Origin of the sequence: Planococcus wigleyi, from assembly GCF_014836985.1 — a bacterium.
Classification (GTDB): Bacteria; Bacillota; Bacilli; order Bacillales_A; family Planococcaceae; genus Planococcus; species Planococcus notacanthi.
In genome coordinates this window covers 673,879-699,604 of sequence record NZ_JACSPU010000001.1, presented here as the reverse complement: position 1 = coordinate 699,604, position 25,726 = coordinate 673,879, and the positions used below count along the sequence as shown (strand labels likewise).

Below are 25,726 nucleotides of genomic sequence, written 5' to 3'. Positions count from 1 at the left end.
TAAATGCTATGTTCATAAAGGATTGAAAATTTAAGGGGGCTTTACACGTGTATACATACTCAACTAAGAGAAATTTATTTTTTGCTGCAAGTGCCATTGCTGTAGCTATGCTGACAGGCTGTGGCAATGACGAAACACAAACTGAAGAAAAGAAAACCGCGTGGGATGAAATTCAGGAACAAGGAACATTGACTGTTGCGACTTCCGGGACGCTATTGGCCACATCTTTTCATGACGCGGAGACGGATGAACTGACGGGTTTTGAAGTGGAAGTTGTCCGGGAACTTGGGGAACGTTTGGATCTTGATATTGAGTTCACTGAAATCGGATTTGATGAAATGCTGACAAGTGTCAATACAGGGCAAATTGACATTGCAGCCAATGATATTGAAATCACTGAAGACCGTGCGGAAGAGTTTATCTTCTCGACTCCGATCAAGCATTCCTATGGGACTGCGGTTGTGAGAAAAGATGATTTGTCCGGCATCGCAAGTTTGGAAGACCTTCCTGGGAAAAAAGCAGCAGGTGCTTCTACGTCAATCTATATGGAAATTGCACGTGAATACGGCGCAGAAGAAGTAACTTATGACAACGCCACAAACGAAGTGTATTTGCGCGATGTTTCAATCGGCCGTACCGATGTTATCCTGAACGATTATTATCTATCCACATTCGGTGTCGCAGCTTTTCCTGACTTGAATATCACCATTCACCCTGACATCAAATATGCTCCGTCAGAAGTTGGGCTCGTTATGAACAAAGACAATACCGAATTGGCCGATAACGTCAATAAAGCATTGGAAGAGATGCTTGCAGACGGCACGATCACTGAAATCTCTGCAGAATTTTTCGGCGGTGCGGATGTCTCTGTCAAACCGGACATTGAAGAAAATTAAGCAGGAGGTTGTCTGATGAATGATATCGAATGGGGATTGCTGTTTGACCCGGCATTGGCGATCGAATCCCTTCCCTACGTACTGGAAGGAATCGGCTATACCTTATTGATTTCCGTAGTCAGTATGGTTCTTGGCATATTCATCGGCTTTTTCCTGGCACTCGCCCGTACATCGCGGTTACAGATTCTGCAATTTCCTGCACGCCTGTATATTTCCTTTATGCGAGGTGTTCCAATTCTGGTGATCCTGTTCTTGCTGTATTTCGCCCTGCCGGTCATCGGCATTGAATTTTCAGCCGTACAGGCCGCCTTGATCGGATTCACCATCAACAGTGCCGCTTATATCGCTGAAGTATTCCGTTCATCTCTTGCCTCAGTCGATAAAGGGCAATGGGAATCATCCACTGCACTCGGCTTGACCTATTGGCAATCGATGCGCCGGATCATTTTGCCGCAATCAGTGCGGATTGCGGTCCCGCCTTTATCGAATGTCTACTTGGATTTGATCAAAGCCTCTTCATTGGCTGCCATGATTACCGTTCCGGAGATTTTTCAGAAAGCGCGGATCGTCGGCGCCCGTGAATATGATTTATTGACCATGTTGATTTTGGTGGCGTTGATCTACTGGGCGATCTGTTCAGCGATGACCATTTTGCAGAACTACCTTGAAAAGCGTTATGCGGACTACCTTTAAAAGCATCCGGAGATTTTTCTCCGAGATGCTTTTTTTTACTTTATTTTGTTTCTTCCTCAGTCATATAGAGGACTTCCCACATATGCCCGTCCAGGTCCTTGAAACTCTTGAGATACATATATTCATCATCCATTTTTTCACCGGCTCGTTGAGCTCCTGCTGCGAAAGCAGCATTGACCAGGCTATCCACTTCATCTTTGCTGGTTGCAGAAATAGCTGTGATCACTTCCGCACTGTTCGAGGTATCCGCAATTTCTCTTTTTGAAAAACTCTTGAAAAACTCTTCAGTCAGCAGCATCCCGTAAATCGATGGCCCGATAATCATGCAGGCTCCTTTTTCATCTGTCATCTCTTCATCAAACCCAAAGCCCATTTCTTCGAAAAATGCTTTGGACCGATCTAAATTTTTTACCGGCAAGTTGACAAAAATATGCTTGGATTGGACACTCATTTTTCTCCCCTCCTTTCCTGTTTTTTTGTTATCTGCATTATTCTCTGTTAGAACAAAATCTCCTGCCCAATAAAAAAAAGATCCTTTAAAAGGATCTTTTAAGCCAGGCGGTATCGCAATATATAAGGCAGCAAGAGAGAAATAACCGGAAACAAGACCAAGACGCTAAAAATTAATGCATATGTGCTAATTGGATAGGCAAAGGAGCTGAAAGCGAAGATTGGTCCAACTAGCAAAACCGATGCCAAAATCCTTGAAAGGAATTGGACTTTATAGAGCTTGCCGCAAGCCGGGCAGGCAATCGGTTTATAGGCCAGCCAAAGAGACTTGCTGACTTGTTTCCAAGTAAATGAAGTCTGGCAGATTTCACATCGCTGCATCATTCTCCACCCTTCAGCCCATCTACATATTGTTTCGCTTCCAACAGTGACCAGCCGAATTCCTGTCTGGTTCGTTTGACGGCTTCGACTTTTTTCCCTTGCTGCAGCAGTCGCCGGAGTTCTTTATTGATTTCAGGTTCTGTAAACGTTTCACCTTGCGAGGATTTCTGGAGAAGTTTCTCCATATGCCTGACTCTGGTTTCCAAGGCTTTAATCCGCTGTTCCGTGGCATTATAAAAGATATAGACCAATACAAGAACAGCCCCAATAATAATCATAATCCATGACAAATCCATTTATTCAGCACCTCCCAAATAGGTTTTTCCGCGTTGGTAAAACCCTTCCATTTCTTCTTTCGGCACCAAGGCGCCTCCAGTCGACCAGACGATATGACTAGCCGCAGCCATCTGCAGCTGATTTGTTTCGGCATAATCGGTTGCCTGTATTTTCACCGGCCCCAGCAATCCGGCTGTGGCCGATGGCTCAACAAAAATCGTTTCGCTATCGGCCAACAGCGCCAATAATTTAAACAGTTCCGGATCTTCAATTGTATAGATGCCACTGACTGTTTGTTCACTGATTCCTGAAGCGAAACTTGACGGTCTGCCAACAGCCAATCCGTCCCCTTCAGTCACGTTGTCGATGCCGAAATCCTGGACGCTGACTTTGTCTTTTTCACCGGTCATCAAACCGATCAGCACTGCAGGCGAATGCGTCGGTTCCACAAAGAAGCAATGGACCGCATCGCCAAACACCTGCTTCAGTCCGAATGCAATGCCTCCAGGAGCGCCTCCCACTCCGCACGGCAGATAGACAAACAGCGGATGCTCGGCATCCACTGGTATGCCTAAGTCTTCCAATTGCTTTTTGAGGCGGAAAGCAGCGACGCTATAGCCCAGAAACAAATGTTTAGATTTTTCGTCATCGACAAAATAAGCATCCGGCTTAGCCAGTGTCTGCTTTCGGCCAGCCAATATCGCTTCGCTGAAATCTCCTTCAAATTCCACTACTGTTGCCCCTTTTTCACGCAGCAGGTCTTTTTTCCATTGTTTCGCGTCTGAAGACATATAAACAGATACCTGAAAACCGAGTTTGGCACTGATGATGCCTATGCTTAGGCCAAGATTTCCCGTCGAACCTACGCCAATGGAGTACTGGCTGAAAAACTGTTTGAACCGTTCGGATGAGAATTGTCCGTAAGATTCGTCGACGTTCAGCAAGCCGGCATCCATGGCCAATTTTTCTGCATGATGCAGCACTTCATAAACACCGCCGCGCGCTTTAATCGATCCCGCTATCGGCAATTCGTTATCACATTTAAGAAACAGCTTGCCTCCTATATCTCCATCGTAATGTACACTGAGCCGCTCTTTCATGGATGGAATTTCGCGCAGAGGCGATTCCACAATCCCGCCTGCTGCTGAGGTATCCTGAAATTCTGCTGACAAATATGGAGCAAAACGCTGCCACAGCTGTTCTGCCTGTTCCATCTCCCGAAGGCCGATTGGAAGCGTCATTTCACCGATTTTTTTCATTTTCGGATTTTGCCAGACGACCGGTTGCAAATTGATGATATTCTTCAGCAATGGATACTTTTCGATCCAGCAGTTTAATTCCTGTTGTTCCATGTCCATCTTACAAATCTCCCCTCAGTCATTCTTTCTGTTAGTTTCATCATACAGGACGAACATGAAAATTTCAGTTTCCCTGGAGAAAATTCTATTCAGACCACTTGTACATCAGTTTGCTGAACGCCAGAAAAACTAAACCGATCAGTAGGAAAAGCCACCATTCTAATTTGATGACTGGTCCAAAATCCTGGAATAGCCATGCTATCAAGACTACACACGCGAAAGCCGCAGCGCCATATAATCCGGCTTTTACATAAGCTTGCCACTTCTTTTTCTCTGCTTGAAATACCGAGGAACGGATAATTTTAAATATCACCGAAACACCCACGAATGCCACTAGCATCACAGACAGCAGCATGAGCAATAAGCTGCCAAGGGCAATGCTGTTATCCACCGGACGGAAAAACGACACGATCAGGCTAATCATCCCAAAGCTAGCTGCAAACCAACCCGTTAAGCCGAGAACCTGTGAAGCGCTGAACAAAAAAACATTCCTTCTCTTTTGGCTTGGTAAATTTTCAATCAGTTCGTCCGCATATTTCTGAGGCGATTCTCCGAACAACTCTTTTGCAGACTTGCCATCTTCTTGTGCTTCCACCAAATGGTCCAGCAGATCCATAAGTATCTCTTCCCCTGCGTGTTCATCAATCCGAAGATCGGTTCTTAAATACAAAAGTAAATCTTCGTATACTTTTTCGTTTTCAACGTTCAGCAATTCCCTTTTGTGATTGTTTTCTTCGATCAGTTCATCTGTCTTTCTCATATCCTCCACCCCTTTTCAATAATTGGCTGACCGGTTTGGCGATTTCCAGCCATTCAGCAGCAATCTGTTCCAGCTCTGCTTGTCCTTGATCGGTCAAAAAATAATACTTGCGGTTAGGCCCTGATGCAGATGGCCTCATCTCCCCGCGGATAAAACCATTTTTCTGAAGCCTCAGCAACACTGGGTATATGGTGCCATCACTGATATCCGGCAGACCGATTGCTTGAAGTTTCTGTGACAGCTCATAGCCATAAACGGGTTGCTCTTCCACAACCGCCATGACACAAGCGTCCAATACCCCTTTCAACAATTGGCTTCTGAGAGCCATGTCTGTTCCCCCTCAAGGTACTTGGTGATACAAGATAGCTAGCCAAAAAAATAACTACCTTGCATTACCAATTAGTTGTTTTCATTGTATTCAATCAATTCTTTCTTGTCAACCTCTTTATAGAGAGTAATAGAAAAAGTCGGCCAAATGGCCGACTCTATAATGTACCTGTTTTTAATTTCTCGTGCCAATCGGCAAGCATCGGCATGTCTTCTTCGCGAATGGCGCCTGTATTTAACGCCTGTTCGACCAGTGCAGAGAAATCCGTCAGCGTATGGAACGTATAGCCTGCGCCGGTGATTGCTTCGATTGACTGCGGCAAATCATAAGTGAAGATGGCCACGATGCCAAGCACTTCAAAGCCTGCTGCTTCCAATGCCTGCGCTGCCTGAAGTACTGAACCGCCTTTGGAGATGAGATCTTCCACAACCACCACTTTTTGTCCGGGTTCGACTTTGCCTTCGATCATGTTCGTTTGGCCATGCTCTTTTGCTTTAGAACGGACATAAACCATCGGAAGTTCAAGCAGATCGCTGACCCAGGCTGCATGTGGAATGCCCGCTGTCGCTGTTCCGGCAACCACTTGGCATTCCGGATAATACTGTTTGATGGTCTCCGCTAATCCAGCCGCAATGTCTTTGCGCACAGCCGGGTATGACATGGTCAAACGGTTGTCACAATAAATCGGTGATTTAACGCCTGATGCCCATGTAAAAGGATCTTGCGGACGCAATTCAACCGCTCCGATGGATAATAAATGGTTTGCAATTTCGTTTTTCAAGATCGTCCACTCCATTCTGCTACAATTTGTCCATAGCTTTTCGCCGGATTTTCCGACTTCGTGATGGCTCTTCCCACCACAATGTGAGTAGAGCCTTTTATACGAGCCTCAGCAGGTGTCGCCACCCGTTTTTGATCATCGGCTGAAACCGATGCCGGCCGTATTCCCGGTGTCACCAGGAGGAAATCCGGGCCGCAGACTTTTGTAATGGCTTCTGCTTCAAGTACAGAACAAACCACTCCATCCAATTCTGCCTGCAGCGCCCGCTTTGCATAATGCAGCACCGATTCTTCGAGACTGACATAGACAAGCTGATCTTCATGCATCTCTTCTTCGCTCGTCGAAGTCAATTGCGTGACGGCAATGAGTTTTGTGCTGCTGCCTGCTAATCCGCGTTTCGCTGCCTTCATCATTTCCAGCCCACCTGCTGCATGGACATTGACCATGTCCACACCCAGTTTGGCCAAGCCCCGCATAGCGGATTCCACGGTATTCGGAATATCGTGCAGTTTCAGGTCCAGAAAAATGTCATGGCCCTGTGACTTGATGTAACGAATGAGATCCGGTCCTTCCTGGAAATAAAGCTCCATGCCCACTTTCACAAAAAGCGGCTCGGAAAACTGCGACAGCAGTTCCTCTACTTGTTCCTTCGATGCAAAGTCTAAAGCGATGATGGGTTTATTCACAGACGGTGGCTCCTTCCGACAAGTTCTTTTACTGAATCAAATCCAAGTTCATGCAAGCGTTCCGGCAACTGCCCGATGATTTCGGGACACACAAAAGGATTGACGAAGTTGGCTGTTCCTACAGCCACTGCACTGGCACCAGCCGACAAGAAGTCGATGACATCATCCACATTGGTGACGCCTCCCATGCCGATGATCGGCAGCTTGGTATGCTTGCTGACTTCGTAGACCATCCGCAGCGCTACCGGCTTGATGGCAGGACCCGATAAGCCACCCGTGATGTTGGCGATGATCGGGCGTCCCGTTTTGGTGTCCATGCGCATGCCGAGCAAGGTATTGATCATGGTGATGCCATCCGCTCCACCTTCTTCGACCGCTTTGGCGATCGACACGATATCCGTGACATTCGGCGATAATTTGATATAGACAGGCACGGAAGAAACTTCTTTCACTGCACGCGTCAGTTCGCGGGCTACATCCGGGTCTGTTCCAAAAGTGATGCCGCCGAGTTTGACGTTCGGGCAGGAAATATTGATTTCCAGTGCATGGACATTCGGCGCCTCCGAAATGGCTTTCGCGACTTCCACATAATCTTCAGTCGTCGTGCCAGCCACGTTCGCGATGATCGGCACATCGTATTGTTCTAACCAAGGCAGTTCCTGGCCCGCTACTTTTTCAAGTCCGGGATTTTGCAGTCCGATGGCATTCAACATGCCGGATGCCGTTTCCGCAACGCGCGGCGTCGGATTTCCCAGCCGCGTTTCAACTGTCGTCGCTTTGATCATGATGGCGCCAAGCTGTGACAAGTCATACAGCTGAGCATATTCTTTACCGAAACCGAAGCAGCCGGATGCCGGCATGATCGGATTTTTTAAATCGAGTCCTGGAAGTTCAACTGTTAAGTCTGTCATGAAATCACCACTCCTGCTGGAAATACCGGTCCATCTGAACATACTTTGATGTAATCCGTTTCGCTTTTCGTTGTGCGGCAGACGCAGGCAAAACATGCCCCGATGCCGCAGCCCATTCGCTGTTCATAAGACAAGAAGCCTTTTTTCTGCGGATACGCCCATTGCACCGCTTCTAACATTGCCGTCGGTCCGCAGCTGTAATACGTATCAAAATCACTTGGGAGTTCATTGAGAATATGCGTAACAAACCCTTGGGTGCCATGAGAGCCGTCGACTGTAGCAATATGCGTGTCGCCAAGTTCGCGGAACTTGTCTTCGTAAAACACAGCCTGCTTGCTTTCGAATCCGAGAATATGGACAGTTTCAATGCCCCGTTCATTTAATTGCTTAGCGAGTTCATATAAAGGAGGCACACCAATGCCCCCGCCAATCAAATATGCTTTTTTCTGTGCTTCTTCCACTGGAAATCCGTGTCCAAGCGGACCTAGGATATCCAATAGATCCCCCGCCTTCTTTTCCGAAAGCAACCCTGTGCCGCGGCCTTCAGCCCGATAAATCATGGTGAATTGGGAAGCTTCCATATCAATCGACGCTACAGAAATCGGCCGGCGCAGCAGCGGTTCAAAGCTGTCTGCAACACGGATATGGACAAATTGTCCAGGCTCTGCCATTTCATTGGCCAGCTCGCCTTGTACCGTCAATTCAAAGATATGCTTGGCGATTTCCTGCTGTTTGACGACCTGCATGCGCTCTTGTTTGATCATACGCCTGCACCCATTTCCTCCGCAGAGAAAGTCATTGATTCGATGACACGCAGCATCGCTTCTGCTGTATCCAGCGAAGTCAGGCACGGAATGCCGTTTTCGACAGATTCGCGGCGGATGCGGAAACCGTCACGCTGGGGCTGTTTGCCTTTTGTCAACGTGTTGATGACAATTTGCGTGTCGCCGTTTTGGATGACGTCCAGTAAGGTCTTGCCTTCTGATCCGATTTTTCCGATAGGCGCAACAACAATGCCTGCTTCTTCGAAAGCTTTCGCTGTGCCGCCGGTCGCCATGATCTGGTAGCCGATCGCTTTAAAGCGTTTTGCCAACCCAACCGCTTCTTCTTTGTCTTTATCTGCCACCGTCAACAGCACAGTGCCATGGTCTTTGACTTCCATGCCGGCTGCTGCCAAGCCTTTGTACAAGGCTTTTTCAAGGGTTATGTCTTTGCCCATGACTTCTCCTGTCGATTTCATTTCCGGCCCAAGTGTGATGTCGACACGGCGGAGCTTGGCAAATGAGAAGACAGGGACTTTGACGAAGACGCCTTTTGAAATCGGTGCAAGCCCAGGCGTAAAGCCTTGATCGACGATGCTTTGCCCTAAAATCGCTTTTGTCGCGATATTGGCCATCGGGATCGATGTGATTTTGCTCATGAACGGAACCGTCCGGCTTGAGCGCGGGTTGACTTCGATTACGTACACTTCACCTTTGGAAATGACATATTGAATATTCAGCAACCCGACGATGTTCAGCCCTTTTGCAAGGCGCGTCGTATAGTCGACCAGCGTGTCCAATAATTCTGCTGAAATGTTTTGAGTTGGATAAACCGCAATCGAGTCCCCTGAATGGACGCCTGCACGTTCGATATGCTCCATGATGCCTGGAATCAGGACGTTTTCTCCATCCGAGATGGCATCCACTTCGATTTCAATACCTGTCAGGTAACGGTCGACCAAGACCGGATGTTCCGGGCTTGCTTCTACGGCATGTTCCATATAATGCTTCAGGTCTTCCTCGTTGTAGACGATTTCCATTGCGCGTCCGCCGAGTACATACGATGGGCGGACCAAGACCGGATAGCCGATGTCTGCTGCAATGATGATCGCTTCTTCTGCGTTGACAGCCGTTTTGCCTAATGGCTGTGGAATGCCGATTTCGTGAAGGGCCGCTTCGAATTTATTGCGGTTTTCTGCACGGTCTGTATCTTCCAGTGATGTACCCAAAATGGTAACACCATTCTGTTCCAGCTTCTCGGCCAAGTTGATAGCTGTCTGTCCGCCGAATTGGACGACGACGCCTTTCGGCTGCTCCAAGTCGACGATGTGCATGACATCTTCGATCGTCAACGGTTCGAAATAGAGTTTGTCTGAAATCGAGAAATCCGTTGAAACGGTTTCCGGGTTGTTGTTGACGATGATCGCTTCATAGCCTGCTTCTTTAATTGCCCAGACAGAATGCACGGTTGCGTAGTCGAATTCGACTCCTTGTCCGATGCGGATCGGTCCTGAACCGAGAACAATGACCGATTCTTTGTCCGTTTTCACTGATTCGTTTTCATCTTCATACGTGCCGTAGAAATAAGGCGTTTCGGATTCGAACTCTGCCGCGCATGTATCGACCATCTTATAGACCGGCATTAAGTTATTTTCTTTGCGCCAGTTGTACACTTGCTGTTCCGTCGTATTCCATAGTTTGGCGATTGTCCGGTCAGCAAAGCCAAGGCGTTTCGCACGCTTGGCAGTATCGTAGTCGAAAGCGGCGTTTTTCAGTACATTTTCGTATTTGACGATGTTCTCGAACTTTTTCAAGAAGAATAGATCGATTTGGCTCCATTCGTTGATGGTTTCAATCGTCACGCCTCGGCGCAGCGCTTCTCCGATAAAGAACAAACGCTCATCTCCCGCACGGCAGATGCGTTTTTGTATCCACTCATCGCTCATGGCATCCGCATTTTTCAGCTCCAGATGGAATTGCCCTGTCTCCAATGACCGGACCGCTTTCAAGATGGACTCTTCAAAAGTGCGGCCCATCGCCATCACTTCGCCTGTCGCTTTCATCTGTGTACCCAGATTGCGTTTTGCTGCTTCGAACTTATCGAAAGGCCAGCGCGGAATCTTTGTTACGACGTAATCCAGTGCAGGTTCGAATGCAGCATAGGTCCGGCCCGTGACCGGGTTCATCATTTCATCCAAGGTCAGGCCGACTGCGATTTTGGCAGCCAGTTTGGCGATCGGGTAACCGGTCGCTTTTGAAGCCAGAGCTGAAGACCGGCTGACACGCGGGTTTACTTCAATGATGTAGTAATTAAAGCTGAATGGGTCGAGTGCCAGCTGCACGTTGCAGCCGCCTTCGATTTTCAACGCGCGGATAATCTTCAGCGACACGTTGCGCAGCATCTGGTATTCGCGGTCCGATAAAGTCTGGCTTGGTGCCACCACAATCGAATCGCCTGTATGGATTCCGACTGGATCGATGTTCTCCATGTTGCAGACAACTATCGCCGTATCGTTTTTATCCCGCATCACTTCATATTCAATTTCCTTGAAGCCGGCGATTGATTTTTCCAGCAAACATTGCGTAACCGGACTGTATTTCAAACCGCTGGCGACGATTTCCTGAAGCTGTTCGTAATCGTGGCAAATGCCTCCGCCAGTACCGCCTAATGTGAAGGCCGGACGGACGATGACCGGGTAACCGACACGTGCGACAAAGTTTTCAGCTTCTGCCATGTTGTGGATGATGTCTGAATCCGGAACCGGTTCACCAAGTTCGTTCATCAAAGTTCTGAACAAATCGCGGTCTTCCGCTTTATGGATCGCTTCGAGCTTAGTGCCCAAGATTTCGATATTCAATTCGTCCAAAATTCCTGACTCGTCGAGCTCAATCGCCATGTTCAGCCCCGTCTGGCCGCCCAGTGTCGGAAGCAAGGCATCAGGGCGCTCTTTGCGCAGAATGCGGCTGACGAACTCCAGGGTGATCGGTTCGATATAGACTTTATCTGCAATTTCGGTATCCGTCATGATGGTCGCCGGATTCGAGTTGATCAGGATGACGCGGTAGCCTTCTTCTTTCAAAGCTAGGCAAGCCTGTGTTCCTGCATAGTCGAACTCTGCTGCTTGTCCGATGACGATTGGTCCGGATCCGATTACGAGTATACTTTGAATATCTTGTCTTTTAGGCATGTTGTTGCTCCTTTCGAGTTGCGTTCATAACATCAATAAAGCGGTCGAATAAGTAGTTCGAGTCTTCCGGTCCCGGTGAGGATTCCGGATGGTACTGGACAGTGAATGCGGGATAGTCCAGATGTGCCAGCCCTTCATTCGTTCCGTCGTTCAATGCGCTGTGCGTCACTTTCAACCGTGTGCCTTGCAGCGTTTCTTCATTCACAGCGTAACCATGGTTTTGGGAAGTGATTTCAATTTTACCGGTGACCAGATCGCGTACCGGATGGTTGCCTCCCCGGTGGCCGAACTTCAGTTTAAACGTATCCGCTCCGCAGGCTCTCGCGAACAATTGATGCCCCAGGCAAATGCCGAAAATCGGAACTTCTCCAAGCAGCTCGCGCACCACTTCTACGCATTCTTCCACGTCTTTTGGATCTCCCGGGCCATTCGACAGCATGACGCCGTCCGGTCCCCATGCCAGAATTTCTTTTGAGGAAGTATTGTACGGCACGACGATGACGTCGCAGTCACGGTTGTTAAGCTCGCGCAGGATGCCATGCTTCATGCCATAATCGATCAGCACCACTCGTTTGCCGCGTCCCGGGCTTGGATAAGGGCGTGCTGTTGAAACTTGTGACACTTGATTGCTTGGCAAAACGGTCGCTTGAAGGGTCTTGACCACTTCTTCAACTTGAACGTCTTCACCTGCTGCAGTCAATACGCCTTTAATGGAACCTTTCGAGCGGATCAGACGCGTCAATTTCCGTGTATCAATTCCTGAAATTCCGGGAATGTCTTTAATTTTGAATAATTCATCCAGCGTTGCGTTATTTCTGAAATTGGATGGGAACTCAGCGATTTCACGGACAACCATTCCTTTGACTGCCGGTTCGATCGATTCGAAATCATCGCTGTTGATGCCGTAATTGCCGATCAGCGGGTAAGTCATAGTGACGATTTGTCCGCAATAAGAAGGATCTGACAAGATTTCCTGATAGCCGGTCATGCTGGTATTAAAAACGATTTCCCCTACTGAAGCGCCCTCGCCCCCGAATGCTGTTCCTTCAAATACCGTACCGTCTTCTAAGATCAAATAACGTTTCATCAATTTGTCTCCTCCTGCCATACGATTTCTCCGCCAAAAATGGTCATTACCGGCCAGCCTGTACAATTCCAGCCGTCAAATGGTGTATTTCTGCCTTTTGATAGAAAGGCATCTGCCTGAATCGCCTGCTCTTTTTCCAAATCCAGCAGTACCAAGTCTGCCGTTTGTCCGGGTTCCATGCTGCCATACGGCAACTGGAAAGTTTCACTCGGCTTGATGGTCAGCCAGTCGATCAATTGCTGCAGCGTCCATGTGCCTGTTTTGACAAACTTGCTGTAGAGCAATGGAAATGCCGTTTCAAATCCCACGATGCCGAACATCGATCCGTTCATGCCATTGGTTTTCTCTGCGGTTGTATGCGGTGCATGGTCTGTCGCAATAAAGTCGAGCGTCCCGTCAAGCAAGCCTTCGTGCAATGCCTGCCAATCTTCCTTCGCGCGGAGCGGTGGGTTCATCTTGTAATTCGCGTCGTCTGAAGGAATGTCATCTTCTGTCAACAACAAGTGGTGCGGTGTCACTTCAGCTGTGACGCGGACCCCTGCCCGTTTGGCATCACGGATGACGCGGACCGATTCTTTCGTACTGACGTGGCAGACATGATAATGTGCGCCTGCTGCTTCCGCAAGAAGGATGTCGCGTGCGATATGCACCGATTCCGCAATCGACGGTATGCCCTTCAACCCCAACTCTTTGCTGCGCTTGCCTTCGTGCATGACACCGTCGTAAATCAGGCTATTGTCTTCACAATGGGCCACGACTGCCATATCGATTTTCGCTGCATCCTGCATCGTTTCATACATCATTCCTGCCTGCTGTATGCCGACGCCGTCATCAGTGAAAGCGAATGCGCCGTTTTCCTTGAGTTCCTGCAAGTTCGTGCGTTCTTTTCCGGCTTCCCTGATCGTGATTGAGGCGTACGGCAAAACCCGGATAAGCGCATTTTTCTCGATCAATCCGTTGACCAGCTGCAGATTTTCTTTCGTATCGGGTACAGGGCGTGTATTCGGCATGGCGCAAATGGTTGTGAATCCGCCTTTAGCTGCTGACTTCGTCCCGCTTTCGATCGTTTCTTTCTGCTCACCGCCCGGTTCACGCAAATGCACGTGGACATCAACAAATCCTGGTGCGATCATCCGGCCTTTGCCGTCAATTTCTTTCTCGTTTTCCGCTGATAACTCTTGGCCGATTTCATCAATCTTGCCATCTGTGATGCGGACATTCGTTGGTGCCAATTCTCCATTTTGCAGCATGTTTACGTTTTTAATGAATAAATTCAATTCAATCTCTCCCTTTCAATGCGTATTCAAGTACTGCCATCCGGACAAATACTCCGTTAGCCATCTGTTTGAAGATCCGTGAACGTTCACATTCAACGAGGCAATCTGCAATCTCCACCCCGCGGTTGATGGGCGCCGGATGCATGATAATAGCGCCGTCTTTCATTCTTTTCTCCCGTTCAACCGTCAAGCCGTACTGCTCATGGTAATTATCTTTCGAAAAGAGAGCGGATACGGCATGGCGTTCATGCTGAACCCGAAGCATCATCACGACATCCGTCTTTTCAATAAAGTCATCCAAGTGTTCCGATGAATCGTACTCACCGCTCCACTCAGCCGGACAGATGAAGTTCACTTCTGCACCCAACTGCTGAAGTGCAGCTGCATTCGATTTTGCCACACGGCTGTGTGCGATATCTCCGACAATCGTCACGTGTACGCCTTCGATGCGGCCAAACTCTTGATAAATCGTCAGCAAGTCCAGCAAGGACTGTGTCGGATGCTGGCCCGATCCATCTCCTCCGTTGATGACCGCTACCTGGCAGCCTTCAAGCTGCTGGTAATATTCTTCTTCTTCATGGCGAATGATGACTGCGTCCACGCCGATCGATTCCATCGTCTTGACTGTGTCGTACAGCGTTTCCCCTTTCAAGATGCTGGAAAAAGCTGTTTCAAAGGGCAGCACCGCCAACCCCATTTTGTGCTCGGCCATTTCAAAGCTCATCTTCGTCCGCGTGCTCGGTTCAAAAAACAGATTGACGACCGTCCCATCGATTGGAGCCTTTTCTCCCTGCCGGAATTGTTCTGCACGTTCCAGCAAACGCATGATCGTTTCATTTTCCAAGTTGTTCATGGATAGTAAGTTCGGCATAGTCTTCTCATCCTTTCATCCATCCTACAAAAAAACACCTTCCCAGGGGCAGGAAGGTGTGAGGAAAAAAGGGCAGAGTACTCCCCATTCTTCGACCCTTTCCATGCCTCTCTGGACATTCATTAAAAGGTGATTATTCAGTTCCGTCATCTAATTCGTTTTTGTCCAGACCCGGCAGTATCAAATTCAGAATTACGCCGACAATTGCTGCGAGCGCCATTCCTTCAATCGAGAAGGTTTCACTGAACTCCAGCTTGGCTCCTCCGATGCCGATGACCAGGATAACCGAGGAGATCACCAAGTTACGGTTATTGCCGAAATCGATGTTATTGTCCACCAGCATGCGCAATCCGGAAGAAGCGATGATGCCGAACAGCAGGATGGAAATTCCGCCAAGAACTGCTGTCGGAATCGTCTCGATGACTGCCATCAGTTTGCCGAAGAAAGAAAAGATGATGGCGAATACGGCAGCACCGAGGATGACATAGACCGAGAACACTTTCGTGATGGCCAATACACCGATGTTTTCACCGTATGTGGTCTTTGGTGGACCGCCGACCAGTGAAGAGATGAACGTTCCGATTCCGTCGCCCAAGATTGAGCGGTGCAAGCCCGGATCTTTTATGTAATTGCGGCCTACGATTTTGCCGAGTACCAGCTGATGTCCGATATGTTCAGAAATCGTGACGATGGCAATCGGGACCATGACAAACAGCAAGGTGGGTGTCACTTGGAATGAATAATCCACTCCCGGAATCAGGAATTCCGGCACCGCGAACCATTTCGCTGAACTGATTGCCGTGTAATCAATGATGCCAATCGCGGCTGAGTAGGCGTAGCCCACGATGATGCCGATCAGGATGGGCATCAAGGAAATGATGTTCTTGAAGTAGATGTTGCAGATGATCGCGGTCATCAATGTGACGAGCGCGGCTGAGAAATGCAGCAGGCTGTATTCCGAAGCGTCGCCGACTGGAATAGTCATTGCCATATCCACCGCTGTTCCGGATAAAGCGAGTCCGATGACGATGATGACCGGCCCCACCACAATCGGAGGCAGCAGTTTCATCAGCCATTGATAGCCTGTCTTCCAGATGATCAGCGCGACGATGGCGTAAACCAGTGACACGAACATGGCACCGATCATGGCCGACCCGATTCCGCCGGTTTCAGTGGCGATGGTAATCGGCACGATAAAGGCGAATGAAGATCCCAGATAGGCCGGCACTTTGAATTGGGTGATGATGATGAAGATGATCGTGGCAATGCCGCTTGTCAATAAGGCGATGGCCGGGCTCAAGCCGACCAACTGTGGAACCAGGATGGTCGCGCCGAACATCGCGAACATATGCTGCAGGCTTAATGAAATCCATTGCCCGGCTTTCGGTTTATCGTGTACATCTAAAATGGCTTCGCTCAATTTCCGTTCTCCCCTGTCTCTAACTCTTTATTCGTGAATGGCTACCCGGTCAACCTGATCGCTTTCAATCATTTGGACGACAATCCGTTCATCGCTTGAAGTCGGAATGTTTTTTCCGACAAAATCCGCACGGATCGGCAATTCACGATGGCCCCGGTCAATCAGCACTGCCAGTTGGATTTGTGAGGGCCTCCCCAAATCCATAACTGCGTCCATCGCAGCCCGGACTGTCCGCCCTGTGTAAAGCACATCGTCCACCAGAATCACTTTTTTATCGAGAATGCTGTGCTTGATATCGACTTGTTGGACTAGCGGCTCCTGATTTTTTGTTTTGACGCTCAAATCGTCTCTGTAAAGGGTGATATCGAGTTCCCCTTCCATTATGGGACGCCCTTCGATCTTTTCAATCTTTTCTGCCAGCCGCTTCGCAATGAAAGCTCCCCGCGTTTTGATGCCGACCAGTATGCATTCATCGATGCCTTTGTTCCGCTCGATAATTTCGTGTGCAATGCGTGTGATGGCGCGGCTAATCGCCTGCTCATCCAAAATATCCGCTTTTTCAACCATGAGATCCGCTCCTTTTTTGCAAATAAAAAACCTCTTGCCCGAGAGGCAAGAGGATAGATGCGCAGAAAAACTCAGCACGGAAGACAGACTTCCGGCTTGCGTAAATACCTTCTCAGCCTCTCTGGACTGTTATTAAAGGTGTTCAATATTCGATTCGTTTTTTCAAGTATAAATATAGATGATGTGGTTTGTCAATCCTTGTCTCGAAGAGATTCAAGAAGTTCTGCAAATTCAGCCGGCGGCTCTGCAGAAAACTCCATGTATTCATTCGTTTTCGGGTGAACAAATCCGATTACTTCAGCGTGTAATGCTTGTCCGCCAATATCCATCGTTTTTTTCGGTCCGTATTTCGGGTCGCCCACAAGCGGATAGCCGATATACTTCATATGAACACGGATTTGATGGGTTCTTCCGGTTTCCAAGCGGCATTCCACCAGCGTGAAATTGCCGAAACGCTCTAAGACACGGAAATGTGTCACGGCATGCTTGCCTTTATCGACGATTGCCATGTTCTGGCGTTCTTTCGGATCACGGGCAATCGGCGCCTGGATTGTTCCTTTATCATGCGGAATATGGCCATGGACCAATGCCACGTATTTGCGTGTTACAGTTTTTTTCACCAATTGATCAACCAATGAGGTGTGGGCAACGTCATTTTTCGCCACCATCAGCAAACCAGATGTATCTTTATCGATTCTATGGACAATTCCTGGGCGTACGACGCCGTTGATTCCTGAAAGGTCTGTGCAGTGATGCATAAGGCCATTGACCAATGTCCCTTTGGCATGTCCGGGAGCCGGGTGAACAACCATGCCTTTCGGTTTGTTGACGACCAGCACATCCTCGTCTTCGTAAACGATTTCCAAGTTAAGGTCTTCGGGCACGACATCCAGTTCTTCAAGCTCTGGAGGTGTGACGATGATGACATCCTGCAAACGCACTTTGTAATTCGGCTTCACGGTAATGCCGTTCACTTTTACCGCACCTTCTTTAACCCAGTTCGCGATCTGTGAACGCGACCAGTCTTCATCTATCGATGACACGGCTTTATCTACTCGTTCGCCGGCCATTTCTTCTGTGATTTCAATCGTTAAATCTTCCATTAAGACACCTTTTTCTTTTGTTGTTTTTCGTCATAAATAATATAGATGATCATCAATACGACACCGATCGTTAAAGCGGCATCCGCAACATTAAATATCGGAAAATCATAATTGATCACTGGAATCAGCACATCAACAAAATCGACGACTTCCCCACGCAGCATGCGATCAATAAAATTGCCGACTGCTCCGCCTAAAAGAACCATCAGGCTCAGCTGGAATAAAGGCTGTCCATTTGCATGTTTATGAAAATAGTATAGAATTCCGATGATGACCGCTACCGTGATGATTGCAAACAGCCACATCTGCCCTTCCAGCATCCCCCAGGCAGCGCCACGGTTGCGGTGTGAAAGCCACCCGAGATAAGGGTCGATCACTGAAATCCGTTCACCCAATTCCATATTCTTCAGGACCAGCCATTTTGTCCATTGATCCAATGCAATTATCAACAATGCGATTCCATAATAAATAAACATCCGTATCCTCCGTCAATTCAGCAGTCAATCTATTTTAACACAATGTCAGCAAAAAAAGTAAAGGTCTGAAAAACCGGCTTTCCGGTTTTCCAGACCTCTACTATCGGCTTTATCCATTGCTGGAATTAAGCATATTGTGTTTCTACGACACTTGCACAGCGCGGGCATAATGCCGGATGCGCTTCACTTTGGCCAATTTCTTCTGAAATCGTCCAGCAGCGTTCGCATTTTTCGCCTTCAGCTTTTTCGACTGTTACCGAAACTTCGTTCAGTTTCACTGCGTGAGCCGGTGCCTGGTCTTGTGCACCACCGTATTCGTATTTGGATACGATGAACAATTGGGCCAGGTTGTCGTCTGTTGAAGCGAGCAATGCGGCCAATTCTTCATTGCCGTAAACTGTCACTTTCGCTTCCAGTGATTTACCGATCGTTTTAGCTGCACGCGCTTCTTCAAGTGCTTTCAGCACGTCATCGCGAACATCCATGAAACGGCTCCATTTTTCATCCAGGCCTTCAAATGCCGGATTGGAAACTGCTTCTGGGAAGTCGGTCAATTGAACACTTTCTTCTTCAACAAAGCTCAAGTATGACCATAATTCATCTGCTGTGTGCGGGATGATCGGTGCTGACAGCTTAAGGATTGCCATCAGTGAATCGAACATCACTGTCTGCATAGCACGGCGATGCGGATGATCTTGGCTTTCGATGTAAACAACGTCTTTTGCAACATCCAAGTAGAATGAGCTCAAGTCATTTGCACAATAATTATTCAATGCATGATAGATGGATGAGAACTCGTAAGTTTCATACGCTTTGCGTACAGTTTCCACCATCTTCTGCAATTTCATCGCCATGTATTGATCCATTTCGCGCATATCTTCGAATGCGACGCGATGCTCTTTTTCATTGAAATCAGCCAAGTTTCCGTGAAGGAACTTCAGCGTATTACGGATTTTGCGGTAAACTTCCGATACTTGCTTGAAGTTCTCGTCAGACACACGGACGTCCGCTGTGTAATCTACAGAAGCCACCCATAAACGCAGGATATCCGCTCCCATTTGATTCATCACTTTAGCCGGCACGATGACGTTGCCCAATGATTTACTCATCTTGCGGCCATTGCCGTCAAGCGTAAAGCCATGGCTCAGGATGCCTTTATAAGGTGCGATGCCGTTGATGGCTACGCTTGTCGTCAACGATGAGTTGAACCAGCCACGGTATTGGTCAGATCCTTCAAGGTAAAGGTCAGCCGGATATTGCAGATCTTCACGCTCAACCAGTACACCTTGGTGAGATGATCCTGAATCGAACCAGACATCCATGATGTCCATTTCTTTTGTGAACAAGCCGTTCGGGCTGCTCGGATGAGTGAATCCTGATGGCAACAACTCTGCCGCTGGACGTTCAAACCAGATATTTGATCCGTTCTCGCGGAACAGATCCGCAATGTGGGCAATGGTTTCTTCTGTGATGACCGGATCACCGTTTTCAGCGTAGAAGACCGGAATCGGAACGCCCCATACGCGCTGGCGTGAAATATTCCAATCGCCGCGGTCACGCAGCATGTTGAACAGGCGTGTTTCGCCCCATGCCGGTGTGAAGGACGTTTCTTTGATTGCTTTCAGGATCTGATCACGGAAAGCATCGATCGAAACAAACCATTGAGCCGTTGCACGGTAGATGACCGGTTTTTTCGTCCGCCAATCATGCGGATACGAGTGTGTGATGAATGAAAGTTTTTCAAGAGCACCTGCATTATCCAGTGCTTCTGTAATGGATTTATTGGCTTTGTCATAGAATTCGCCTTCGAATCCAGGCGCTTCGTCTGTCATGACTCCACGTTCGTCCACTGGACACAGAACATCCAGTCCGTATTTTTTGCCGATCAAGAAGTCATCTTCACCGTGTCCAGGTGCTGTATGAACGCAGCCTGTACCGGAATCGGTCGTTACGTGGTCACCAAGCATCACTAGTGATGTGCGGTCATACAATGGATGCTTCGCCAGAATATGTTCCAACTCAGCCCCCTGCAACAGACGGACAACTTCATAATCCGTCCAGCCCAATTCTTCAGCAACTTCCTTCAACAGTTCCTGTGCAATGATGTACAGCGATCCGTTTACGGAAACTTCTGCGTAATCCAATTTGGCATGTACAGAAATCCCAAGGTTTGCCGGGATTGTCCAAGGAGTCGTCGTCCAGATCACTAAGTTCGTGCCTTCAGCCAATACGCCTTTTCCGTCAGTGACAGGGAAAGAGACATAAATGGACGGAGATTTTTTGTCATGATACTCGATTTCCGCTTCAGCAAGTGACGATTCACTTGATGGGGACCAATAGACAGGTTTCAAGCCTTTATAGATATAGCCTTTATTGGCCATTTTGCCGAATACTTCAATTTGGCGTGCTTCATATGCCGGTTTTAATGTCACATAAGGATTTTCCCAATCCCCACGCACACCAATGCGTTTGAATTGCGAACGCTGGCTGTCGATTTGCTGGTAAGCATATTCTTCACAGAGTTTGCGGAACTCGGCTAAAGACATTTCTTTGCGGTTCACGCCTTTATTCGTCAAGGCCTGTTCAATCGGCAAGCCGTGTGTATCCCAGCCTGGAACATATGGTGCATGGAAGCCCATCATTGAACGGGAACGGACGATCATATCTTTCAAAACTTTGTTTAAGGCATGGCCCATATGCAAATCGCCGTTTGCATAAGGCGGTCCGTCATGAAGGACGAAGAAAGGACGGCCTTTTGTCCGGTCCAATACTTTTTTGTAAATGTCCATCTCTTCCCATTTCTTTTGCATTTCCGGTTCCCGGTTCGGCAAATTGCCGCGCATCGGAAAATCTGTTTTCGGCATCAATAAGGTATCTTTGTATTCCATCTCTATTCCTCCTGTAGGCATAATAAAAAGCCCCCATCCCTGGAAAGGGACGAGAAGCTTAGACTCGCGGTACCACCCTTGTTGCAGCTAGATAGCTGCCACTCGATCACCGTAACGTGGCGTAGACGGAATTGGATACTGTCGTTCACCAATCCTGCTCAAGAGTGATTTTCTTCCATGCATCCGTGCCAGGCTTTCACTGTCCCTGGTTCGCTTTGCCTTCCTGCATGGCGTACTGTCTCTATCAGCGCGTTTTTTTGTATGTCGTAATTATAGAAGCAGAAAGTCTCAGAGTCAAGAGTTCGACTCTTCTTTATCCTTCTCAATCTTTTCTAAGTTCTGTGTATCAATATCGTATTCCAACAACGTTTCCCAATCATCTGTATCGATCAAATCCAATTGGGCTTCAACCAACATTTTGAAACGGTTTTTGAAAATGCGCGACTGCTTTTTCAATTCTTCGATCTCTGAAGCGATGCGACGTGCTTTCGTCAATGACTCATTGACGATCCGGTCAGCATTTTTCTCAGCTTCCTTAATGATCAATTCCGCTTCTTTCTGTGAATTCCGGCGAACCTCTTCTGAAGCTTCCTGAGCTACAAAAATCGATTTCTGCAAGGTCGACTCGATTGTATTGAAATGGCCCACACGCTCGTCGGTCGTTTTCAAACGATCTTCAAGTGCCGCCTTTTCTTTCAAAAGGATTTCATAATCTCTCATGATCTGTTCCAGGAATTCATTTACTTCATCTTCCTGATATCCTCGGAATGCTCGGCTGAATTCTTTGTTATGTATATCTAACGGGGATAATGGCATTGAGTAAACCTCTCCTTAACTTGTCATCTTATCTTCCTATTATACAGTCCACGGCCCAAAATTTCAGTATTATTTCGTTTTTTTTAAAAGCCGCCTAGTTTTTCGCTTCCAGGCGGCCGACTTGCAGACGGACCTTGTCTTTTTTCGTGCGCCCTTCAATCATGATCAAACGAACACGTCCGTAGCCTCTTGAAGAAATCATGTCCGATTCGTGCAGTTCAAAAGATGGCTGCTCCTGCAGCGTCCAATTGACCTTCACTTTTCCGCCATGAATTAAAGCAGACGCTTTCTGCCGTGAAATGTTATAGACCGAGCTCATGACAGTATCCAATCTCATCGAACTGACTGTGTACGATTCTTCGAACCATTCCTCATGCGTCTCAATCAGCTCTTCAGCAACGGTCACTTCATTCAAATGCACCTTCACTTTAGCCGCACTGACGAAATTGCTCTGCAGATAAGGGCTGATTTCATCCATGACAGCCAGCTGTACGCGCTCATTTTCTATCCGGATGTCACCAAATTTACTGCGGTCCAAACCTAACGACATCAACGAACCCAGAATATCAGGATGGCGCAGGTTCACGAACTTCGAAGGGTATTTCAACTCGAAGACTGTGATGTTGAAATCCTCCTGCTGTGGTTCAAAATAGGAAGGATACAACAGCACACGCTGTCTTTCCGCATCTTTAAAGCGTCCCGAAGCCATTATCTGCACATCACTCGAGCCAACGACCGCCTCAACGATAAAACGCTGGCGCGGATCCAGAAAATCAGTCAATTTCGGTGAATAGCGGTCTTCCACTTCACGCAGCCAGCCTGATACCTGCTCAATAAATTGCTGTTCTTCTTTTCTGAAATGCTGAAATATCTCTTCCATATGGATGCTCCTTTACCTATGGTCATGTGTTCAAGAAAAAAACCTCACATCACGTGAGGTTTTGAGTTAAATGAAGTAATTCGCTAATACAACAATCCCCTGGCTAGCCAGGCTTAACGTGAAAATCGCAACAATCGGTGAAATATCAATCATTCCGATCGGCGGGATAAAACGCCTGAAAATATCCAAATAGGGATCGGTGATTTTAGAAATCATTTGGCCGAATCCTGATTCCTTGATGCTCGGCACCCAGCTCATAAAGACGCTGACAATTAAAATGTAAAAATAGATATTAATGGCCGAGAGCAATAAATTTACAAGAACTATCATATTATTTTATGGCACCCCTCTTATTCTTGATCATCGTAATAATATCCTGAAATGGCGCCATCCACTTCAACAGTGTCTGGTACACATAGGAAGATGTCAGTTCCGATGCGTTGAATATCTCCACCTAGGGCGTAAACTGTTCCACTCAAAAAATCGATGATCCGAAGACCTTGATCTTTTTCAATACGTTGAAGATTTACGACAACGGCCTGCTTGCTTTTCAGGCTTTCTGCAATATCCTGCGCTTCTGCATAAACCCGTGGTTCTGCCAAGCTGACTTTTGAAGATTTTGAAGCACTCTGCAAACTAACTAAATTAGGCACAATGGTCTCCTCCACTTTCTGGCGCCGTTCTTTTGGTGTTTTTTTCGGCTCTTGCATGACTGCCGGTTTTTCATACCGCGGAGCTGGCTTTTGTTGAGTTGCTGGTTGTTCACGAACAGGCTGTTCACGAACTTGTTCTTCTTCGTATTCATCTAAGTAGAAAAAGTTTTTAAATTTATTTTTCATGCTCATTGTTTTGCCTCACTTTCCGACCCGACTAATGCTGTTCCGATCCGGACGAAACTTGCCCCTTCTTCTGCAGCGATTAAGTAATCATTGGACATGCCCATGGAGCATTCTGTGCATGGAGCATGCGCCCACTGTTTCTCTGATACTTGGAGTTGGAGTAATTTTAATCCTTTAAATGCTTTACGAATCACTTGGTCATCCGTTGTATTCGGTGCCATCGTCATCAATCCGACTACCTGGATTTTGTCGAAGGCTTCCAAGGATTGTATAAAATCAATTGCCTCTTCCGGAGCAATTCCACTCTTTGACTCTTCACCCGATACATTTACCTGTACAAAACATTTTACTTGGCGGGTCGCACGTTTTTGAATTTCTTTTGCCAAGCTTAAACGGTCCAGGGAATGCAGGTAATCAATCTCGTCGATGACGTCTTTTACTTTTCTGGTTTGAAGATTGCCGATATAATGCCAGCAAACATCTTCGTCGATTGCCTCAAGTTTTTGGGCCAATCCTTCAGGACGGTTTTCACCTAAATGGCGGATCCCCGACTGTATGGCTTCTTTGGTGCGTTCCACACCTACTTGTTTGGTGACAGCAATCACTTGGATATGTTCTCTTATCGAATTTAACTGTTCAGTAATTTCTTCAAAAACTGGTTTGATAGGTTCCATGCTTTCACAACTTTTCTATAGAAGTCCAGTATATTGTAACAAGATTCGGCTGATTTATCAATTAAGCCATTTCCTAAAAAAAACAGCTGCCCAACCGGCAGCTGTTCGGATTAACGTCTCTTTTGACGATTACGCAAGAACGTCGGGATGTCCAATGCATCTTCGTTATGTTTTTCTTGTCTTTGTGGTTCCTGATTGTAGTAAGGCTGTTGTTCTTCACGGCGCTGCTCGTCGCGGCGTTGTTCTTCACGGCGTGCATCACGGATTGAAGGTGCAGGAGTCTGCTGTTGGATCGACTGGACACGGCTCGAGTTCAATCCAGAACCTCTAGGAGTTCTTGGCTGCAACTGTTCTTCATTAAATCCAGTAGCAATTACAGTAACGATGATTTCGTCTTTTAAGTTATCGTTGATAACCGATCCAAAAATCATGTTCACTTCTTCATCAGACGCTGAAGCTACGATATCCGCTGCTTCCTGTACTTCATAAAGGCTAAGGTTAGAGCCGCCTGTAATGTTCATCAAGACGCCTTTTGCCCCATCAACGGATACTTCAAGCAACGGGCTCGAAACTGCTTTTTTAGCAGCTTCAGAGGCACGGTTTTCTCCTGAAGAGACACCGATTCCCATCAATGCAGAACCTTTGTTGGACATGATTGTTTTAACATCGGCAAAATCCAGGTTGATCAATCCAGGGACGGCGATCAAATCTGAGATACCCGATACACCTTGGCGCAACACATTATCCGCTTCACGGAATGCTTCAAGCATCGGTGTGTTTTTGTCTACGATTTCAAGCAAACGGTCGTTTGGAATAACGATCAGTGTATCAACAGATTCCTTCATAATGGAAATTCCGCCGATTGCCTGTGTTGAACGCTTGCGGCCTTCAAATGTGAAAGGACGAGTTACGACACCAACAGTCAAAGCGCCAAGTTCTTTAGCGATTCCGGCAATAACCGGTGCTGCGCCAGTACCTGTACCGCCGCCCATTCCTGCAGTTACGAATACCATATCCGCTCCGCGCAATGCTTCTTCAATCTGTTCCTTGCTTTCTTCTGCAGCTTTTTTCCCTACGTCAGGGTTTGCTCCAGCACCAAGGCCGCGCGTTAATTTACCGCCGATTTGTAGGCGTACTTCCGCTTTTGACAAGTTCAATGCCTGTGCGTCTGTATTTACTGCAATAAATTCTACACCTTGGACTCCATGCTCGATCATCCGGTTGACAGCGTTGTTCCCGCCGCCGCCTACACCGATGACTTTAATTATGGCCATTGCATCAATATTTGTATCAAATTCCAACATTCTTTTTCCTCCTAAAATTGCTCAGCTTTTTTACTTGCAAGCTAGATACAATGTT

The 25,726-nt window shown here is 47.5% G+C and carries 27 protein-coding genes and 1 other annotated feature; of the genes, 2 read left to right on the top strand and 25 right to left on the bottom strand.

Annotated elements, in window-relative coordinates; genetic code table 11:
• Positions 1 to 107: 107 nt before the first annotated feature.
• Positions 108 to 896, top strand: coding sequence for a transporter substrate-binding domain-containing protein (locus tag H9630_RS03150; RefSeq protein WP_191714495.1), 789 nt, complete (start codon positions 108 to 110; stop codon positions 894 to 896).
• Between the two features lie 12 nt (positions 897 to 908).
• Complete coding sequence (locus H9630_RS03145) at positions 909 to 1,589, top strand: amino acid ABC transporter permease (protein WP_225218383.1); 681 nt, start codon at positions 909 to 911, stop codon at positions 1,587 to 1,589.
• Between the two features lie 40 nt (positions 1,590 to 1,629).
• Here the strand turns inward: H9630_RS03145 and H9630_RS03140 are convergent, their stop codons facing one another.
• The 25 genes from H9630_RS03140 to ftsZ all read right to left on the bottom strand — a co-directional run bounded on the left by H9630_RS03140 (position 1,630) and on the right by ftsZ (position 25,671).
• On the bottom strand, positions 1,630 to 2,040 hold the full coding sequence (locus H9630_RS03140; protein ID WP_191714021.1) for a VOC family protein: 411 nt from the start codon (positions 2,038 to 2,040) through the stop codon (positions 1,630 to 1,632).
• Positions 2,041 to 2,138: 98 nt separating this feature from the next.
• Positions 2,139 to 2,423, bottom strand: a complete 285-nt coding sequence (locus H9630_RS03135; RefSeq protein WP_225218328.1) for a TIGR04104 family putative zinc finger protein — start codon at positions 2,421 to 2,423, stop codon at positions 2,139 to 2,141.
• Positions 2,420 to 2,710 carry a hypothetical protein gene (locus tag H9630_RS03130; protein ID WP_191714493.1) on the bottom strand — a complete coding sequence of 97 codons (291 nt, stop codon included), beginning with the start codon at positions 2,708 to 2,710 and terminating at the stop codon, positions 2,420 to 2,422. The genes H9630_RS03135 and H9630_RS03130 overlap by 4 nt, the downstream gene beginning before the upstream one ends.
• 6 nt (positions 2,711 to 2,716) lie before the next feature.
• Positions 2,717 to 4,054 (bottom strand): D-serine ammonia-lyase, encoded by a 1,338-nt coding sequence (locus H9630_RS03125; RefSeq protein WP_191714020.1) that lies wholly within the window; start codon positions 4,052 to 4,054, stop codon positions 2,717 to 2,719.
• An 85-nt stretch (positions 4,055 to 4,139) separates the two neighbouring features.
• Positions 4,140 to 4,814: a DUF1129 family protein gene (locus H9630_RS03120; protein WP_191714019.1), complete on the bottom strand. Its 675-nt coding sequence runs from the start codon at positions 4,812 to 4,814 to the stop codon at positions 4,140 to 4,142.
• The gene (locus tag H9630_RS03115; RefSeq protein WP_191714018.1) at positions 4,798 to 5,142 is read right to left on the bottom strand and encodes a PadR family transcriptional regulator; all 345 of its coding nucleotides are present in this window, start codon (positions 5,140 to 5,142) and stop codon (positions 4,798 to 4,800) included. Before H9630_RS03115 ends, H9630_RS03120 begins: the two co-directional genes overlap by 17 nt.
• A 157-nt stretch (positions 5,143 to 5,299) precedes the next feature.
• Positions 5,300 to 5,923, bottom strand: coding sequence for an orotate phosphoribosyltransferase (gene pyrE / locus H9630_RS03110; protein ID WP_225218326.1), 624 nt, complete (start codon positions 5,921 to 5,923; stop codon positions 5,300 to 5,302).
• Entirely contained in the window at positions 5,920 to 6,609 is a 690-nt protein-coding gene (gene pyrF, locus H9630_RS03105; RefSeq protein ID WP_191714016.1) for an orotidine-5'-phosphate decarboxylase, read from the bottom strand. Before pyrF ends, pyrE begins: the two co-directional genes overlap by 4 nt.
• Positions 6,606 to 7,520, bottom strand: a complete 915-nt coding sequence (locus H9630_RS03100; protein ID WP_191714015.1) for a dihydroorotate dehydrogenase — start codon at positions 7,518 to 7,520, stop codon at positions 6,606 to 6,608. The genes pyrF and H9630_RS03100 overlap by 4 nt, the downstream gene beginning before the upstream one ends.
• Positions 7,517 to 8,284 carry a dihydroorotate dehydrogenase electron transfer subunit gene (locus H9630_RS03095; protein WP_191714014.1) on the bottom strand — a complete coding sequence of 256 codons (768 nt, stop codon included), beginning with the start codon at positions 8,282 to 8,284 and terminating at the stop codon, positions 7,517 to 7,519. Before H9630_RS03095 ends, H9630_RS03100 begins: the two co-directional genes overlap by 4 nt.
• A complete protein-coding gene (carB, locus tag H9630_RS03090) occupies positions 8,281 to 11,469 on the bottom strand; it encodes a carbamoyl-phosphate synthase large subunit (RefSeq protein ID WP_191714013.1) in 3,189 nt (1,062 codons plus the stop codon). Before carB ends, H9630_RS03095 begins: the two co-directional genes overlap by 4 nt.
• Positions 11,462 to 12,559, bottom strand: a complete 1,098-nt coding sequence (locus tag H9630_RS03085; protein WP_191714012.1) for a carbamoyl phosphate synthase small subunit — start codon at positions 12,557 to 12,559, stop codon at positions 11,462 to 11,464. The genes carB and H9630_RS03085 overlap by 8 nt, the downstream gene beginning before the upstream one ends.
• Positions 12,556 to 13,833: a dihydroorotase gene (locus tag H9630_RS03080; RefSeq protein WP_191714011.1), complete on the bottom strand. Its 1,278-nt coding sequence runs from the start codon at positions 13,831 to 13,833 to the stop codon at positions 12,556 to 12,558. The genes H9630_RS03085 and H9630_RS03080 overlap by 4 nt, the downstream gene beginning before the upstream one ends.
• Before the next feature lies 1 nt (position 13,834).
• A complete protein-coding gene (locus H9630_RS03075) occupies positions 13,835 to 14,704 on the bottom strand; it encodes an aspartate carbamoyltransferase catalytic subunit (RefSeq protein ID WP_191714010.1) in 870 nt (289 codons plus the stop codon).
• A gap of 133 nt (positions 14,705 to 14,837) precedes the next feature.
• Positions 14,838 to 16,124 carry a solute carrier family 23 protein gene (locus tag H9630_RS03070; protein WP_191714009.1) on the bottom strand — a complete coding sequence of 429 codons (1,287 nt, stop codon included), beginning with the start codon at positions 16,122 to 16,124 and terminating at the stop codon, positions 14,838 to 14,840.
• 27 nt (positions 16,125 to 16,151) lie between these two features.
• Entirely contained in the window at positions 16,152 to 16,691 is a 540-nt protein-coding gene (gene pyrR, locus H9630_RS03065) for a bifunctional pyr operon transcriptional regulator/uracil phosphoribosyltransferase PyrR (protein WP_191714008.1), read from the bottom strand.
• A gap of 191 nt (positions 16,692 to 16,882) precedes the next feature.
• Positions 16,883 to 17,794: an RluA family pseudouridine synthase gene (locus H9630_RS03060; protein ID WP_191714007.1), complete on the bottom strand. Its 912-nt coding sequence runs from the start codon at positions 17,792 to 17,794 to the stop codon at positions 16,883 to 16,885.
• The gene (gene lspA, locus H9630_RS03055) at positions 17,794 to 18,270 is read right to left on the bottom strand and encodes a signal peptidase II (protein ID WP_191714006.1); all 477 of its coding nucleotides are present in this window, start codon (positions 18,268 to 18,270) and stop codon (positions 17,794 to 17,796) included. Before lspA ends, H9630_RS03060 begins: the two co-directional genes overlap by 1 nt.
• A gap of 125 nt (positions 18,271 to 18,395) precedes the next feature.
• Positions 18,396 to 21,158, bottom strand: a complete 2,763-nt coding sequence (ileS, locus tag H9630_RS03050; protein ID WP_191714005.1) for an isoleucine--tRNA ligase — start codon at positions 21,156 to 21,158, stop codon at positions 18,396 to 18,398.
• A gap of 42 nt (positions 21,159 to 21,200) precedes the next feature.
• Positions 21,201 to 21,415, bottom strand: a binding site (T-box leader).
• Between the two features lie 37 nt (positions 21,416 to 21,452).
• On the bottom strand, positions 21,453 to 21,974 hold the full coding sequence (locus H9630_RS03045; protein ID WP_191714004.1) for a DivIVA domain-containing protein: 522 nt from the start codon (positions 21,972 to 21,974) through the stop codon (positions 21,453 to 21,455).
• A gap of 94 nt (positions 21,975 to 22,068) precedes the next feature.
• Positions 22,069 to 22,854: a YlmH family RNA-binding protein gene (locus H9630_RS03040; RefSeq protein WP_191714003.1), complete on the bottom strand. Its 786-nt coding sequence runs from the start codon at positions 22,852 to 22,854 to the stop codon at positions 22,069 to 22,071.
• Between the two features lie 66 nt (positions 22,855 to 22,920).
• Positions 22,921 to 23,184 carry a YggT family protein gene (locus H9630_RS03035; RefSeq protein ID WP_191714002.1) on the bottom strand — a complete coding sequence of 88 codons (264 nt, stop codon included), beginning with the start codon at positions 23,182 to 23,184 and terminating at the stop codon, positions 22,921 to 22,923.
• 20 nt (positions 23,185 to 23,204) lie between these two features.
• Complete coding sequence (locus tag H9630_RS03030) at positions 23,205 to 23,699, bottom strand: cell division protein SepF (protein WP_191714001.1); 495 nt, start codon at positions 23,697 to 23,699, stop codon at positions 23,205 to 23,207.
• The gene (locus tag H9630_RS03025; RefSeq protein WP_191714000.1) at positions 23,696 to 24,367 is read right to left on the bottom strand and encodes a YggS family pyridoxal phosphate-dependent enzyme; all 672 of its coding nucleotides are present in this window, start codon (positions 24,365 to 24,367) and stop codon (positions 23,696 to 23,698) included. Before H9630_RS03025 ends, H9630_RS03030 begins: the two co-directional genes overlap by 4 nt.
• A gap of 110 nt (positions 24,368 to 24,477) precedes the next feature.
• Positions 24,478 to 25,671: a cell division protein FtsZ gene (gene ftsZ, locus H9630_RS03020; RefSeq protein ID WP_191713999.1), complete on the bottom strand. Its 1,194-nt coding sequence runs from the start codon at positions 25,669 to 25,671 to the stop codon at positions 24,478 to 24,480.
• Between the last annotated feature and the right edge of the window lie 55 nt (positions 25,672 to 25,726).